A 13,947-nucleotide genomic window follows, 5' to 3' on the forward strand; every position below is an offset into this window, starting at 1 on the left:
CCGGCGCTTCAGACGGCAAAGAGCAGGAATTCCCGCTCCCACGAACTGATGACGCGCTTGAAGTTTTCATGCTCGGCCCGCTTGACCGCGACGTAGCCTGTGATGAATTTCTTGCCCAGGTATTTCTCGATGGTGGCGCTGTTTTCCATGCGCTCGAGGGCATCTTCGATGGTCAGTGGCAGGCGCAGGTTGCGACGTTCATACCCTCGCCCCACCACCGGCGCGCTCGGGTTGATGCCTTCGACCATGCCGATGTAGCCGCACAACAGGCTGGCGGCGATCGCCAGGTACGGGTTGGCGTCGGCGCCCGGCAAACGGTTTTCCACCCGACGGTTCTGCGGCCCGGCTTCCGGCACGCGCAGGCCCACGGTGCGGTTCTCTTCACCCCATTCCACGTTCACCGGCGCCGACGTATCCGGCAGGAAGCGGCGGAACGAGTTCACGTTGGGGGCAAACAGCGGCAGCAGCTCGGGGATGAACTTCTGCAGACCTCCAATGTGATTCAGGAACAGCGTGCTCATGGTCCCGTCTTCATTGGAAAAGACGTTCTTGCCGGTGTCTTTGTCGATGATGCTCTGGTGCAGGTGCATCGCACTGCCGGGCTCGCCGGTCATGGGCTTGGCCATGAAAGTGGCGGCAACGTTGTGCTTGAGCGCCGCCTCGCGCATGGTGCGCTTGAACACCAGGATCTGGTCGGCCAGGGACAAGGCGTCGCCGTGACGGAAATTGATCTCCATCTGCGCCGTGCCGTCCTCATGGATCAGCGTGTCGAGGTCCAGCTCCTGCAGTTCGCACCAGTCGTAGACATCTTCGAACAACGGGTCGAATTCGTTGGCCGCTTCGATCGAGAACGACTGACGGCCGGTTTCCGGGCGACCGGAGCGGCCAATGGGCGGCTGCAACGGGAAGTCCGGGTCGTCGCTGCGCTTGGTCAGGTAGAACTCCATTTCCGGCGCGACGATCGGCTGCCAGCCCTTGTCGGCATAGAGCTTGAGCACTTTCTTGAGCACGTTGCGCGGCGACAGTTCGATGGGATTGCCATGCTTGTCGTAGGAGTCGTGGATAACCTGGGCGGTGGGCTCGATGGCCCAGGGCACAAGGAACACTGCGTTTTCGTCCGGGCGGCACATCATGTCGATGTCGGCAGGGTCGAGCAGTTCGTAATAGATGTCGTCTTCGACATAGTCGCCCGTAACGGTCTGGAGCAGAACGCTCTCGGGCAGGCGCATGCCTTTTTCGGCAATGAACTTGTTGGTCGGCGAAATCTTGCCCCGGGTGATGCCGGTCAGGTCGCCAATCATGCATTCGACTTCTGTGATCTTATGGTCTTTCAACCAATCGGTGAGCTGGTCGAGGTTGTTACTCATAAATGCCTCTAGGCGTGAGTTTCCTGGCTGCTATTTAGTAGTCAGGCGTTGTTTGACGCATCGGCGTCGCGTTGTGTTGCCCTTGCCCGGCAGGCATCGCCAAATGCCTGGAAAATCGCAAGGTAGTACGGGTTGGAGCTTACCTCCCATTCAGGGTGCCATTGCACACCTAAAGCAAAAGCCTTGCCTCCTGGCACCGAAACAGCCTCGATCAGGCCATCCGGCGCCACCGCTTCGGCCTGCAACCCAGGTGCCAGACGCTCGATACCCTGGCTATGGATCGAATTGACCTGAATCGCCAGCGGCAGCCCCAGCCCTGCCAGAATACCGCCAGGCTGGATATGCACGGCGTGGGCAGGACCGTATTGGACATCCACCGCTTGAGTGTCGTCTTCACGATGATCGATGAACGTTCCGACTTCATGAACTTTCTGATGCAGGCTGCCGCCAAAGGCTACGTTCATCTCCTGGAACCCACGGCAGATACCCAGCACCGGGATGCCGGCCGCTACAGCGGCGCGGATCAACGGCAGGGTGGTGGCATCCCGTGCAGGATCATGAGCAGTGCCCGGCGCGCTGGCGGGGCCCTGATAGTGAAAAGGTTCTACATTAGAAGGAGAGCCGGTAAAAAGAATGCCGTCCAGGGCGTCCAGAATATCGGACGGCGGGAACAGATCCGCCAGGGACGGAATCAGTACTGGCAAGCCCTTGGCGGCTGTCGCGACAGCCCGGGAATATTTATCGCCACTGACGTGATACGCATGCAGACCCATCTGCCTGGAGCAGGTGGTGACGCCGATTAACGGCAGGCGAGACATGAAGCACCCCGGTATTATTGCTGTTATGGGTTTGAATCGAGCTTAGCCTTGTTCATTTTTTTACACAACACCCCCGTAAAAAATACAACACGGCCCGCTCAAGCCTGCGGGCGCCACCGCCCTCAAAGGGAAAAAAACGCCCCAAATTGCCTCAAAAAAGCCCCGCAGGTGCTTTTTTAGAGCAAAAAAGGCCCAGCTTGACTTCGGCATGCCGTTCGGGTTGACTGGGTTTAGAAGAGATCAATGATTGATATTTTTAACAACAAAGGTGTTGCATCATGTCGGTACCCCCGCGTGCCGTTCAGCTTAACGAAGCGAACGCGTTCCTTAAGGAACATCCTGAGGTTCTGTACGTTGACCTTCTGATTGCGGATATGAATGGTGTGGTGCGCGGCAAGCGCATTGAACGCACCAGCCTCCACAAGGTTTACGAGAAAGGCATCAACCTGCCGGCCTCTTTATTTGCCCTGGATATCAATGGCTCCACGGTGGAAAGCACCGGCCTGGGCCTGGACATCGGCGACGCTGACCGGATCTGTTATCCAATCCCTGACACCCTGTGCAACGAGCCCTGGCAGAAGCGCCCTACCGCGCAACTGCTAATGACCATGCACGAACTTGAAGGTGACCCTTTCTTCGCCGACCCTCGCGAAGTCCTGCGCCAGGTCGTGACCAAGTTCGATGAGCTGGGCCTGACCATCTGCGCGGCATTCGAACTGGAGTTCTACCTGATCGACCAGGAGAACGTGAATGGACGCCCACAACCGCCCCGCTCGCCGATCTCCGGCAAACGCCCGCACTCGACACAGGTCTACCTGATCGACGACCTCGACGAATACGTCGATTGCCTCCAGGACATTCTGGAGGGAGCCAAGGAGCAAGGCATTCCCGCCGATGCCATCGTCAAGGAAAGTGCCCCGGCGCAGTTCGAAGTGAACCTGCACCACGTGGCCGACCCGATCAAGGCCTGCGACTACGCGGTACTGCTCAAGCGCCTGATCAAGAACATCGCCTACGACCATGAAATGGACACTACCTTCATGGCCAAGCCGTATCCGGGCCAGGCGGGCAATGGCCTGCACGTCCACATTTCGATCCTGGATAAAGATGGCAAGAATATTTTTGCCAGCGAGGATCCCGAGCAGAACGCCGCACTGCGTCACGCGATCGGCGGTGTGCTCGAGACCCTGCCGGCGCAGATGGCTTTCCTCTGCCCGAACGTGAACTCCTACCGTCGTTTCGGCGCACAGTTCTACGTGCCGAACTCGCCGACCTGGGGCCTGGACAACCGCACCGTGGCCCTGCGCGTACCCACCGGCTCCGCCGATGCGGTGCGTCTGGAACACCGCGTGGCCGGCGCCGACGCCAACCCGTATCTGCTGATGGCCGCCGTACTGGCTGGCGTGCACCATGGCCTGGTCAACAAGATCGAGCCCGGTGCGCCGGTGGAAGGCAACAGCTACGAGCAGAACGAGCAAAGCCTGCCGAACAACCTGCGCGATGCCCTGCGCGAGCTGGACGACAGCGAAGTCATGGCCAAGTACATCGATCCGAAATACATCGATATCTTCGTGGCCTGCAAGGAAAGCGAGCTGGAGGAGTTCGAACACTCCATCTCCGACCTTGAGTACAACTGGTACCTGCATACCGTGTAAGCGGGTTGCAGTAAAAAACGCCGCAGGCCTTCGAGGCTGCGGCGTTTTTTTATGCCTTGGGGTGGATGGCCGCCTTCGGCGGATCGCGAGCAGGCTCGCTCCCACAGGGAACTGTGGTGAGCATGATTAACTGACCACCAAAGATCCAATGTGGGAGCGAGCCTGCTCGCGATGACGGCCTTGAAGACAACACTGAACCCGGCTCGTACAATGCCCGGCAGCCCCGCAGGAGACACCGATGACGCGCACCGCCACCCCTCGCAAGCCTCGCGCCCGCAGCCAGGCCCGGATCGACTCGATTCTCGATGCCGCCCGCACGCTGCTTGCTGCCGAAGGCGTGGCCAGCCTGTCGATCTACAGCGTCGCCGAACGCGCCGGGATTCCGCCCTCCTCGGTGTATCACTTCTTCGCCAGCGTCCCGGCCCTGCTGCAAGGGCTGACCGCCGACGTCCACGCGGCCTTTCGCGCCTGCCTGCAAGTGCCGATCGATCATGCGCGACTGAACCACTGGCACGACCTGTCGCGGCAGGTGGAGCAACGCATGCTGACCATCTACAGCCAGGACGCCGCCGCCCGCCAACTGATCCTGGCCCAACATGGCCTGACTGAAGTCATCCAGGCCGACCGTCAGCACGATCTCGAACTCGGCGAATTGTTGCACAAGCTCTTCGCTCGCCATTTCGAACTGCCGGCACTGCCCCATGACGTTGATGTGTTCGCCCTGGCCATGGAACTGGGCGACCGCGTCTACGCGCGCTCGGTGCAGCAACACGGCCAGATCACCCCGCGCATGGCCGAAGAAGGCATGCGGGTGTTCGATGCTTACCTGGGGTTGTATCTGCCGCCGTATTTGCCCAAGCGTGAGAGCGTCTGACGCGACCTCAACGCTTCAAGCGGTGGGCGCCCGTAGCGGCGGCGACAGGGCGCAGATCCTTTTGATGAGGGGCGCGCAAAACCCGCTCGCCCACCTTAGAAAAGCCTTCTAAACGCCCGATTCCTTGACGCACAGAGCCCTCCTGTGGGAGAGCCCTCCTGCTCGCGATGGCGTCGGATCTGCCAGTGGCGATGTCGACTGATAGACCGCTATCGCGAGCAGGCTCGCTCCCACAGGTTTTGCGTTTGCCTTAGCGATTGGGCTGCGGGGTGAGGCGCAGGTAAGGCTTCACGGCGCGATAACCTTTCGGGAAACGCTGTTTGATTTCGTCCTCATCCTTGAGCGATGGCACGATTACCACTTCATCGCCATCCTGCCAATTGGCCGGTGTGGCCACCTTGTAGTTGTCGGTCAGTTGCAATGAGTCGATCACCCGCAGGATCTCGTTGAAATTGCGCCCGGTGCTGGCCGGGTACGTAATGGTCAGGCGAATCTTCTTGTTCGGGTCGATCACGAACAGGGAGCGCACGGTCAGGGTGTCACTGGCGTTGGGGTGGATCAGGTCATACAGGTCTGACACTTTGCGGTCGGCGTCGGCCAGGATCGGGAAATTGACCACCGCATTCTGAGTTTCGTTGATGTCCTCGATCCACTTGTGGTGCGAGTCCACCGGGTCTACCGAGAGAGCAATGGCCTTGACTCCACGTTTGGAGAACTCGTCCTTGAGCTTGGCGGTCAGGCCCAGTTCGGTGGTGCACACCGGTGTGAAATCCGCCGGATGGGAAAACAGCACTCCCCAGCTATCGCCGAGCCACTCGTGGAAGCGAATCTTGCCGGCGCTGGAATCCTGTTCGAAATCGGGGGCGATGTCGCCGAGTCTGAGGCTCATGGTGCGGCTCCTGATGGTTTTTGTGAGTCCAAACTGTGCACCGGTTTTGATTGCTTTAAAAAGAATCAATATCCATTTATCTAGATCAATAGCGAATATAAAAAACTGTTCACTGGCGGCTTCGGGCCTAGCCGCTCATGATTATTTCCGAGGTTTCGAGAAGGCCTCGAGTTGCTGAAAGAGGAGAAGGTTCGGAGAAGGCTACAGGGGTGGGCCTGATCCGAAGACGCAAAAGCCCCGCCCGGCGTATAGCCGGGCGGGGCTTTTTTTGTTTTGTACCCACACTGCGGAAATTATTGACGCGATTTCAGGACGAGCGGCTAGGATAGGCAGCATGAACATTCAAGCCTTGCTGACTCATCTGCAAAACCATCTTCCTGGACTGCTGGCGGTTTACCTGTTCGGTAGCCATGCACAGGGCACCGCCGGGCCTGACAGTGATGTCGATATTGCTGTGCTTTTGTCCGGCGAAGTCGATCCTGTGTCGTTGTGGCAGCTTTCAGGTGACTTGGCGGATATCGCGGGCAGTCCGGTGGATCTGATTGATTTACGCGGGGCAACAACCGTCATGCAATACCAGATCGTGACCCGAGGCCAGAGGCTTTGGGCCAGAGACGTACAGGCGGGTTTGTTCGAGTGTTTTATCCTCAGCGAAAAAACCGCTCTCGATGAGGCTCGGGCGGGATTGCTCAAGGATATTCAGGAAGAAGGCAGCGTGTATGGCCGATGACGTACTGATCAATAAAGCAGCGAGTATCGAGCGTTGCGTCGCCAGGGTACGGGAGGAGTACGAGAAAGATCCCGCTACGTTTGCCACCGATTTCACTCGCCAGGATTCGGCAGTCCTGAACATCCAGCGTGCGTGCGAAGCGGCACTGGATATGGGACAGCATTTGATTCGACGTGAGCGATTGGGTGTCCCGCAAAGTGCCCGCGATACATTCGAGTTGCTTTTTCAAGGAGGCTGGGTGGAAGAAGGTCTGGTGAAAAACCTGAAGAACATGGTGGGTTTCAGGAATATCGCCGTGCATGACTACCAAGCCCTGCAATTGCCGATCATGGTTGCGATCATTACCGGACATCTGGACGATTTTCTGGCATTCAGTGCGTTCATCCTGCGTAAAGATGCGACGGAGTCTGCACGATAGCGAAGGGACCGCTTAAAAATCCTCCCGCCTCCCCAGAAACGCAAAAGCCCCGCCCGGCGTGCTGCCGGGCGGGGCTTTTTTACTTCGCTACGTCTTACATGAAGTTGTAAGTGTAGTTGAAGATCAGGCGAGTTTGATCCCGGTCGGCGAGACCGGTACCGCTGCCACGGTAGGAACCGTGACGCACAGTGGTACCGAAACCTTTCAGAGGACCTTGCTGGACAACGTAGTCCAGGCGCAAGTCACGCTCCCATTCCGAGGAGTCGCTGCCGCCCGAGGCGGATTTGATGTCGTCACCATGGAGGTAAGAGATCGAGGCTTTCAGGCCCGGGGCACCCAGCGAAGCGAAGTCATAGGAGTACTGACCGAAGGTCGTGTTCTCGCCTGCGCGGACAAACTGGTGGATCATGCTGTCGGTGAACAGGTAGAAGCTCGCACCACCGGCCCCTTCGTTAGCCAGACTGCCTTGGTTCATGTAGACAAAACCACCGTCATCACCGACTTGCTGATGGCCCAACAGGAAGGCACTGCCACCCAGGGTATAGGTGAACATGGCGCTCCAGGTTTTGTTATCGACCTCACCGGGGTTCTTGGCATAACCACCGTTGTTGCTGAACTCGTAACCCGCCTCACCGTTACGACCATCCGAGCTGCTGTCGAAGTAACGCAGGTCAGTCTTGAACGATTGGTTTTCGCTGATCGGAAAAACGTGTACCGCGCCCAGGAAGTGCTGCTTGTAATAGTCCTGCAGGTTGGCGTAGTAGTACTGCAGGGTCAGGTCCTTGGTGACCTTCCAGTCGGCACCGCCGTAACGGAACTGGTTGCTCTCCTGGGTACCCCCGTCCACTGCCAGACCAGTGCTGTTGCTTGATGCACGGCCCGTGGCATGCTCCAGCTGACCGGCGTTGAAAGTTACACCGTCGATCTCCTTGGAGGTGATGGTGCCACCTTCAAAGGTCTGTGGCAGGAGACGAGCATCGTTCGCGATCAGGATCGGCAGGTTAGGCGCCAATGCACCACCTACATGAGCCTCGGTCTTCGAGAAGAGCGCTTTCACATTAGCTGACAGACGGCTCCAGTTATGCACGGCCGAACCATCGGTGTCGCTTGGAACAAAAGAATTGTTATTGGGGTGGTGACCTTTGCCGCCATCCAGATGTATACCTACCAGCGCCTGGGCATCAATACCAAAACCCACGACCCCTTGGGTGAAGCCAGACTTGTAGTCGAACTTCAGGCCAGTGGCCGTCTCACGTTGGTCGGCACCGCCTTCGCGGTGATCGTTATCGAAGTACATTGTACGAGAACTGACAGACGCCTTGCTGTCCTCGATAAAACCCGCGGCGCCTGCCTGCTGCGCCAGAACCCCAACGGCCACAGCCAGGGCCAAGGTGGACTTGTTCATGCTTCGCTCCTCTCGTTTTCTAATTCTTGTGTGTCTTTGGTTCCGGATCGAACGCCCGGAATCCGCGGATGCGTGATTAGCGCCAGACCGTGACTGGCAAGTCAATCGTAAGCATTTGTGATTACGACCATCGTCTAACCCCGCGACACCGGCCCGCAGAATAATGGTTTGTTTATAAATCTAAAAAGAATTGTTTCATAAGTTTTCAGCTCATTTGGAAATATCACTGTCATCAAAGCGTCATTTAACCGAGACATGGCATATCGGCCAGCCTGGGAATTACTGAATGTTTTTATTGATAGCGGTTCGGCACTGTGGCGATCCCGGGAAACGCAGCAGGCTCCCAAGCATTCCAGGTGCAGCACTCATGGACAAAACAGCGTAGCTACGATCTTGATGGACTCCGGCCTGACGGATCATTGTCTGGAATCAAGAAGCTCGCAGCTACGCGGTTCACTCCGACGTGCGGCTCCCTCAGGCAGGGCGTCTAGAGGGCTTTTTCGAAGATTTTCGAGTTGCGCTGATAGTTGTACAGCGATGCCCGCGCCGCTGGCAGGCGCTCGACACTGCTGGGCTCAAAGCCCCGCTCGCGGAACCAATGGGCCGTACGGGTGGTGAGTACGAAGAGCGTCTTGAGCCCTTTGGCCCGAGCCCGGGTTTCGATCCGCTCCAGCAGCTCATCGCCACGACCGCCGTGGCGGTATTCCGGATTCACCGCCAGGCACGCCAGCTCCCCGGCATCCGAATCGGCGATCTGATAAAGCGCCGCGCAGGCGATGATCATGCCTTCGCGTTCGACCACGCTGAACTGCTCAATCTCACGCTCCAGCACTTCGCGGGAACGGCGCACCAGAATCCCCTGTTCTTCCAGCGGGCTGATCAGGTCCAGCAAACCGCCGACATCCTCGATGGCCGCTTCGCGCACCACCTCGAATTGTTCCTGGGCCACCAGCGTACCGCTGCCATCGCGGGTAAACAGTTCGGCCAGCAACGCACCGTCTTCGACGTAGCTGACGATATGACTGCGCGCCACACCACCGCGACAGGCCTGGGCCGCCGCATCCAGCAGCTCGGCCTGATAGTCGCTGCCCAGTCGTTGCATGTGGGCCGGGACCTGTTGCGGGCGCAACTCGCGCACTAAACGACCGTCTTCGCCGATCAGCCCCTGCTCGGCACCGAACAGCAGCAGTTTGTCGGCTGCCAGGTCGATGGCCGCCCGGGTCGCGACGTCTTCGCAGGCGAGGTTGAAAATCTCCCCGGTCGGCGAATAGCCCAATGGTGACAGCAGGACGATGGAGCGTTCGTCCAGCAGGCGATTGATGCCCTTGCGATCGACCCGACGGACTTCGCCGGTGTGGTGATAATCCACACCTTCCAGTACGCCGATGGGCCGTGCCGTCACCAGGTTGCCGCTGGCGACCCGCAGGCGCGAACCCTGCATCGGCGAGGACGCCATGTCCATCGACAGGCGCGCTTCAATGGCGATGCGCAGCTGGCCGACAGCGTCGATCACGCATTCCAGGGTTGCAGCGTCGGTGATGCGCATACCGTGGTGGTAATGGGGCGTCAGGCCCCGCGCGGCGAGGCGGGTTTCGATCTGTGGACGCGAACCATGAACCAGCACCAGACGCACGCCAAGGCTGTGCAGCAGCACCAGGTCATGGACGATGTTGCCGAAGTTCGGATGTTCCACACCATCGCCGGGCAGCATGACGATGAAGGTGCAATCGCGGTGGGCGTTGATGTAGGGCGAAGCGTGACGAAGCCAATTGACGTATTCGGGCATGAACCTGGGCCTGTAAATAAATAGCAGCCGAAAAAAGACGAAACGGAACGCACAGCGGGCTGATGGTTATCGTCGGAACAGGCTTGGCGACACGCGCGCTCTCCTCATGAATACGGGCCCGGATGTGGGCAATTTAGCCGGCCGTGGCCGGTGTCAGGCAGTAATGTTCGATCAGTTGCCGCAATAGCTGCACGGTAGGTTGCAAACGTGACATTTCAAGGTACTCGCCCGGTTGGTGGGCACAGGCGATATCGCCGGGGCCAAGTACCAGGGTTTCGCAGCCAAGACGCTGAAGATAAGGCGCTTCGGTGCCAAACGCCACTGCTTCGGCACGATGGCCGGTGAGTCGCTCGGCCACTCGCACCAGTTCGCAGTCTTCGGCCTGCTCGAAGGGGGGCACTTCGGGGAACAGCGGTGCGTAGTCGATCTTGACTTTATGACGCTCGGCGATGGGATTGAGCTTCTGCTGGATCGCCGCCCGCAAGACATTCGGGTCCATGCCGGGCAATGGCCGCAGATCGAACTCCATGGAGCACTGGCCGCAAATCCGGTTGGGGTTGTCGCCGCCGTGGATGCAGCCGAAATTCAGGGTGGGCTGTGGCACGGTGAATTGCGGGTTACGAAATTCGCGCTGCCATTGCAGGCGCAGGCCACGCAACTCGCCCATAGCGTCGTGCATCGCTTCAAGGGCGCTGTGACCCAGGCTCGGGTCGGAGGAATGACCACTGCGCCCGAGAATGTCGATGCGCTCCATCATGATGCCTTTGTGCATCCGAATCGGCTTGAGGCCGGTCGGCTCGCCGATCACCGCCGCACGCCCCAACGGCCTTCCGGCATCGGCCAGGGCACGGGCGCCGGCCATGGAGCTTTCTTCGTCGCAAGTGGCCAGGATCAGCAAGGGTTGCTTGAACGGTTGCTCCAGCAAGGGCTTGACCGCTTCGATGGCCAGGGCGAAAAAACCCTTCATGTCGCAACTGCCCAGGCCAACCCAACGACCATCGACCTCGGTGAGCTTCAGCGGATCGGTCTGCCACAACTGGCCGTCGAACGGCACCGTGTCGCTGTGTCCGGCCAGTACCAGGCCTCCGGGACCGCTGCCGAAACTGGCCAGCAAATTGAACTTGCCGGGGCTGACCTGCTGGATATCGCAGGAGAACCCCAGATCGGCGAGCCAGCCCGCCAACAGCTCGATCACGGCGCTGTTGGACTGGTCCAGTCCAGGTTGGGTACAACTGACCGAAGGCGCGGCGATCAGGGCAGCGAACTGATCTTTCAGGGTGGGCAAAGGCATCGCTGGCTCCGGACTTACAAATTGATGTCCATCATAGAACCATCTTGCGCGAGTGTCCTGTCTCACCAAAAAGGAACAGTATTGGTGAGACAGGACACTCCCATAAACCGCCGCGGCGCGTAGAACGGATGAGTCCTGTACACTGCACGGCCTTGGCAGCCACACCTTCCCCCGGCTGCGCACCCGATCCCTGGATTTTCCGGCCATGCAGAAAGAAACCGAAATCAAACTCCGCGTCAGCCGCGAGACCCTGGCAGCCTTGCGCGAGCACCCATTGCTCAAGAAACGCAACAAAAGCGGCTGGGAACGCCACGAACTGATGAACCAGTATTTCGACACGCCAGAGCGTGACCTGGCCGGGGCCAAGGTCGCCCTGCGCCTGCGTCGCGACGGCGAAGAGGTGATCCAGACCCTCAAGACTCGCGGCCAGAGCATCGCCGGCCTGTCCGAGCGCAACGAGTACGACTGGCACCTGCCCAAAGCCAAGCTCGACCTGAAGAAACTCGATGGCGAATGCTGGCCAGAGGCGTTGGCCGAACTGGACAAGAAAACCCTCAAGGCCATCTTCACCACCGATTTCGTTCGTGAACGCGCGGAAATCGCCTGGGGCCGCGGCAAAAGCAAAGTGGTCATCGAGGCCGCGCTGGACCTGGGCCACGTCGTGGTCGGCAAGCAGAAGGAAGAAATCTGCGAGCTGGAGCTGGAATTGCGCGAAGGTGAACCCGCTGCCCTGCTGGAACTGGCCGCCGAGCTGGCCGCGACCCTGCCCTTGATGCCGTGTGATATCAGCAAGGCCGAGCGTGGTTATCGCCTGCATGATGCGAACAGCTATGCCCTGAGTCTGCCGGCCCCGCAATTGACCGCCGAGATGCCACTCGATGATGCCTTTGCCGCGCTGAGTTGGCATTTGCTGAGCAGCAGCCAGCGTCTGGCCGAACAGTATCGTTTTAACGGCCACTGGCGCCTGCTGCAGGACTGGGTGGAAAACCTGGCCGAATTGCGCGCCCTGCTCAGCAGCCTCGGCCAGGCCGCACCACGCCAATCAACGCATGACTTGCGCGTCGCCCTGGACGCACTGCTGGAAGACTGGCGCCCGTTGGTCCAGGCCGGCCTGGATGACGAAGACGTGCGCAAGGCCGCGCCGGAACAGTTCCTTGAAGAGCTGCAAGACCCGCGCTGGGGCCAATTCTCCCTCAACACTTCACGCTGGCTGCTGGCCCGCAGCTGGGCCGCCGAGCGCAACACCCGCGGCAATCGCCAGGGTGCCGCCCAACTGGCTAGCTGGCTGCCGCGCCTGCTGGGCGAAGAGTCCTCGTCGCTGCAACTGCAACGCTATCAGCAACAGCCGGAAGACCTGGCCGAACAACTGCCGCGCATCGAACGCATCCAGGCCTGGCTGCACCACGCCCGCCATGTGCTGGAAATCCCGGAAATGGACCGCCTCTACGGTGAGCTGAACAAACTGGCGCAACTGGCCAACGAACCGATTACCGAAGAAGCCCTGGAGGCGCGCAAGCAACAAGCGATCGCGGTTTATCAGAATCGGGCCTGGAAGACTTTGCTGCGCCTGTAACATCGCCATCGCGAGCAGGCTCGCTCCCACAATGGATCATCGGCGAACAGAGATCCCATGTGGGAGCGATCCTGCTCGCGATGGGGCCAGCACAAACACCGCAAAAACAAGCTCAGCGCACCACCGGCAAACTCGTCGTCGATTTGATCTCCGACAGCGCCACAATCGAGTTCACTTCCTGGATCCCCGGCACCATCGACAGCTTTTCGAAGAAGAAGCGTTCATACGCCTCGATGTCCGCCGTGACGATGCGCAGCAGGAAATCCACCGACCCCATCAGCACGTAGCATTCCAGCACCTCGGGGAAGCCGCGAATGGCTTCGGTGAACTCGGTGAAGTTCGAACGTCCGTGCGCGTTGAGTTTGATTTCGGCGAATATCTGCGTGTTGAGGCCGATTTTCTTGCGATCGAGCAAGGTCACCTGACCGCGAATAATCCCCTCCTCCTTCATCCGTTGAATCCGCCGCCAGCAGGGTGATTGGGACAAGCCCACCTGTTCGGCGATCTGCGCGCTGGACAGCGAAGCATCCTCTTGCAACAGCGCCAGGATCCTGCGGTCGTAGCCGTCCAACTCTCCGTGCATAAATAAACCTCTTCTAGGCTGAATCCAGAATCATACGATTCACCGAATCTGAATAATCATTCATATTAGATAAGAAATACCCCGTCGCGCATGTAAACATTTCTCCACATCCCCGGAGACCGTCCATGCCCCCTCTCGAAGCCGTCACCCCCAACCGACCCGATGTCTGGCACGCCCAGAATCGCCATTGTCGCGCCCACTACCATCTGCGGGCCGAAGCCGAACCGGATCTGCTGTGCCGGGCGCTGAATCTATTTGCCCTGCAAGGCCTGACACCCCGGCAGGTCCACGTCGAACGCGACGACGATCTGCTGTCGATGGAGATCCTCATGGACGGGTTGAGCTGGCACCGTGCCCAAGTGCTCGCTGAAAAATTACGTAACCTGATCAGCGTGTGTTCCGTGGACCTGCAAGACGCTGACAGTGCGCGCCTTGAGCCGGCCCAGGCGGCAGGCTGAACGGCTGCCGGCAAGAATTCGAAACGCATTGGTCGGGTAGTGGCCCAACGGTCCATAGTGTCGGGACTATTCTTTTGCAGACCGAGCGAGGACGCCGAAG

General features: G+C 59.3%; 13 protein-coding genes. 6 read left to right on the top strand and 7 right to left on the bottom strand.

Annotation, left to right across the window (positions count from 1 at the left end; translation table 11 throughout):
* Positions 1-8: 8 nt before the first annotated feature.
* Together MKS85_RS14955 and MKS85_RS14960 are read right to left on the bottom strand one after the other, a co-directional pair.
* Positions 9-1,367 carry a glutamine synthetase family protein gene (locus MKS85_RS14955; RefSeq protein WP_047226056.1) on the bottom strand — a complete coding sequence of 453 codons (1,359 nt, stop codon included), beginning with the start codon at positions 1,365-1,367 and terminating at the stop codon, positions 9-11.
* Positions 1,368-1,408: 41 nt separating this feature from the next.
* Positions 1,409-2,185: a gamma-glutamyl-gamma-aminobutyrate hydrolase family protein gene (locus tag MKS85_RS14960; protein WP_076383050.1), complete on the bottom strand. Its 777-nt coding sequence runs from the start codon at positions 2,183-2,185 to the stop codon at positions 1,409-1,411.
* Between the two features lie 278 nt (positions 2,186-2,463).
* Between MKS85_RS14960 and MKS85_RS14965 the strand changes: the two genes are divergently transcribed.
* Positions 2,464-3,840 carry a glutamine synthetase family protein gene (locus tag MKS85_RS14965; RefSeq protein WP_047226058.1) on the top strand — a complete coding sequence of 459 codons (1,377 nt, stop codon included), beginning with the start codon at positions 2,464-2,466 and terminating at the stop codon, positions 3,838-3,840.
* Between the two features lie 238 nt (positions 3,841-4,078).
* Entirely contained in the window at positions 4,079-4,714 is a 636-nt protein-coding gene (locus MKS85_RS14970) for a TetR/AcrR family transcriptional regulator (protein WP_139048920.1), read from the top strand.
* A 250-nt stretch (positions 4,715-4,964) separates the two neighbouring features.
* Here the strand turns inward: MKS85_RS14970 and MKS85_RS14975 are convergent, their stop codons facing one another.
* A complete protein-coding gene (locus MKS85_RS14975) occupies positions 4,965-5,603 on the bottom strand; it encodes a peroxiredoxin (protein WP_188251424.1) in 639 nt (212 codons plus the stop codon).
* Positions 5,604-5,937: 334 nt separating this feature from the next.
* On the opposite strand from MKS85_RS14975, the gene mntA reads away from it, so the two are divergent.
* On the top strand, positions 5,938-6,333 hold the full coding sequence (gene mntA / locus MKS85_RS14980; RefSeq protein ID WP_188251425.1) for a type VII toxin-antitoxin system MntA family adenylyltransferase antitoxin: 396 nt from the start codon (positions 5,938-5,940) through the stop codon (positions 6,331-6,333).
* Positions 6,323-6,751: a type VII toxin-antitoxin system HepT family RNase toxin gene (gene hepT / locus MKS85_RS14985; RefSeq protein WP_139048917.1), complete on the top strand. Its 429-nt coding sequence runs from the start codon at positions 6,323-6,325 to the stop codon at positions 6,749-6,751. The genes mntA and hepT overlap by 11 nt, the downstream gene beginning before the upstream one ends.
* Before the next feature lie 94 nt (positions 6,752-6,845).
* On the opposite strand, the gene MKS85_RS14990 is transcribed toward hepT, so the two are convergent.
* From MKS85_RS14990 to argE, 3 genes are all read right to left on the bottom strand, one after another.
* The gene (locus MKS85_RS14990; RefSeq protein WP_139048916.1) at positions 6,846-8,156 is read right to left on the bottom strand and encodes an OprD family porin; all 1,311 of its coding nucleotides are present in this window, start codon (positions 8,154-8,156) and stop codon (positions 6,846-6,848) included.
* A 487-nt stretch (positions 8,157-8,643) separates the two neighbouring features.
* Positions 8,644-9,942 (bottom strand): amino-acid N-acetyltransferase, encoded by a 1,299-nt coding sequence (gene argA / locus MKS85_RS14995; RefSeq protein ID WP_047226067.1) that lies wholly within the window; start codon positions 9,940-9,942, stop codon positions 8,644-8,646.
* A 133-nt stretch (positions 9,943-10,075) separates the two neighbouring features.
* Entirely contained in the window at positions 10,076-11,233 is a 1,158-nt protein-coding gene (gene argE, locus MKS85_RS15000; RefSeq protein ID WP_047226068.1) for an acetylornithine deacetylase, read from the bottom strand.
* Positions 11,234-11,438: 205 nt separating this feature from the next.
* Here argE and MKS85_RS15005 point away from each other — a divergent pair, with 205 nt between their 5' ends.
* Positions 11,439-12,806 (top strand): inorganic triphosphatase, encoded by a 1,368-nt coding sequence (locus tag MKS85_RS15005; protein ID WP_173407572.1) that lies wholly within the window; start codon positions 11,439-11,441, stop codon positions 12,804-12,806.
* A 112-nt stretch (positions 12,807-12,918) separates the two neighbouring features.
* Here the strand turns inward: MKS85_RS15005 and MKS85_RS15010 are convergent, their stop codons facing one another.
* Positions 12,919-13,389, bottom strand: a complete 471-nt coding sequence (locus MKS85_RS15010; RefSeq protein ID WP_047226070.1) for an Lrp/AsnC family transcriptional regulator — start codon at positions 13,387-13,389, stop codon at positions 12,919-12,921.
* A gap of 125 nt (positions 13,390-13,514) precedes the next feature.
* On the opposite strand from MKS85_RS15010, the gene MKS85_RS15015 reads away from it, so the two are divergent.
* Positions 13,515-13,847, top strand: a complete 333-nt coding sequence (locus tag MKS85_RS15015) for a hypothetical protein (RefSeq protein WP_076383053.1) — start codon at positions 13,515-13,517, stop codon at positions 13,845-13,847.
* Positions 13,848-13,947: the final 100 nt, after the last annotated feature.

The sequence above is a fragment of the Pseudomonas sp. JL2 genome (genome assembly GCF_031570495.1).
Classification (GTDB): Bacteria; Pseudomonadota; Gammaproteobacteria; order Pseudomonadales; family Pseudomonadaceae; genus Aquipseudomonas; species Aquipseudomonas rhizophila.

What these genes read in the sequence shown, in the direction of transcription:
- MKS85_RS14955 (WP_047226056.1), bottom strand. Translation starts at nt 1,367, where the DNA reads ATGAGTAACAACCTCGACCAGCTCACCGATTGGTTGAAAGACCATAAG.
- MKS85_RS14960 (WP_076383050.1), bottom strand. Translation starts at nt 2,185, where the DNA reads ATGTCTCGCCTGCCGTTAATCGGCGTCACCACCTGCTCCAGGCAGATG.
- MKS85_RS14965 (WP_047226058.1), top strand. Translation starts at nt 2,464, where the DNA reads ATGTCGGTACCCCCGCGTGCCGTTCAGCTTAACGAAGCGAACGCGTTC.
- MKS85_RS14970 (WP_139048920.1), top strand. Translation starts at nt 4,079, where the DNA reads ATGACGCGCACCGCCACCCCTCGCAAGCCTCGCGCCCGCAGCCAGGCC.
- MKS85_RS14975 (WP_188251424.1), bottom strand. Translation starts at nt 5,603, where the DNA reads ATGAGCCTCAGACTCGGCGACATCGCCCCCGATTTCGAACAGGATTCC.
- mntA (WP_188251425.1), top strand. Translation starts at nt 5,938, where the DNA reads ATGAACATTCAAGCCTTGCTGACTCATCTGCAAAACCATCTTCCTGGA.
- hepT (WP_139048917.1), top strand. Translation starts at nt 6,323, where the DNA reads ATGGCCGATGACGTACTGATCAATAAAGCAGCGAGTATCGAGCGTTGC.
- MKS85_RS14990 (WP_139048916.1), bottom strand. Translation starts at nt 8,156, where the DNA reads ATGAACAAGTCCACCTTGGCCCTGGCTGTGGCCGTTGGGGTTCTGGCG.
- argA (WP_047226067.1), bottom strand. Translation starts at nt 9,942, where the DNA reads ATGCCCGAATACGTCAATTGGCTTCGTCACGCTTCGCCCTACATCAAC.
- argE (WP_047226068.1), bottom strand. Translation starts at nt 11,233, where the DNA reads ATGCCTTTGCCCACCCTGAAAGATCAGTTCGCTGCCCTGATCGCCGCG.
- MKS85_RS15005 (WP_173407572.1), top strand. Translation starts at nt 11,439, where the DNA reads ATGCAGAAAGAAACCGAAATCAAACTCCGCGTCAGCCGCGAGACCCTG.
- MKS85_RS15010 (WP_047226070.1), bottom strand. Translation starts at nt 13,389, where the DNA reads ATGCACGGAGAGTTGGACGGCTACGACCGCAGGATCCTGGCGCTGTTG.
- MKS85_RS15015 (WP_076383053.1), top strand. Translation starts at nt 13,515, where the DNA reads ATGCCCCCTCTCGAAGCCGTCACCCCCAACCGACCCGATGTCTGGCAC.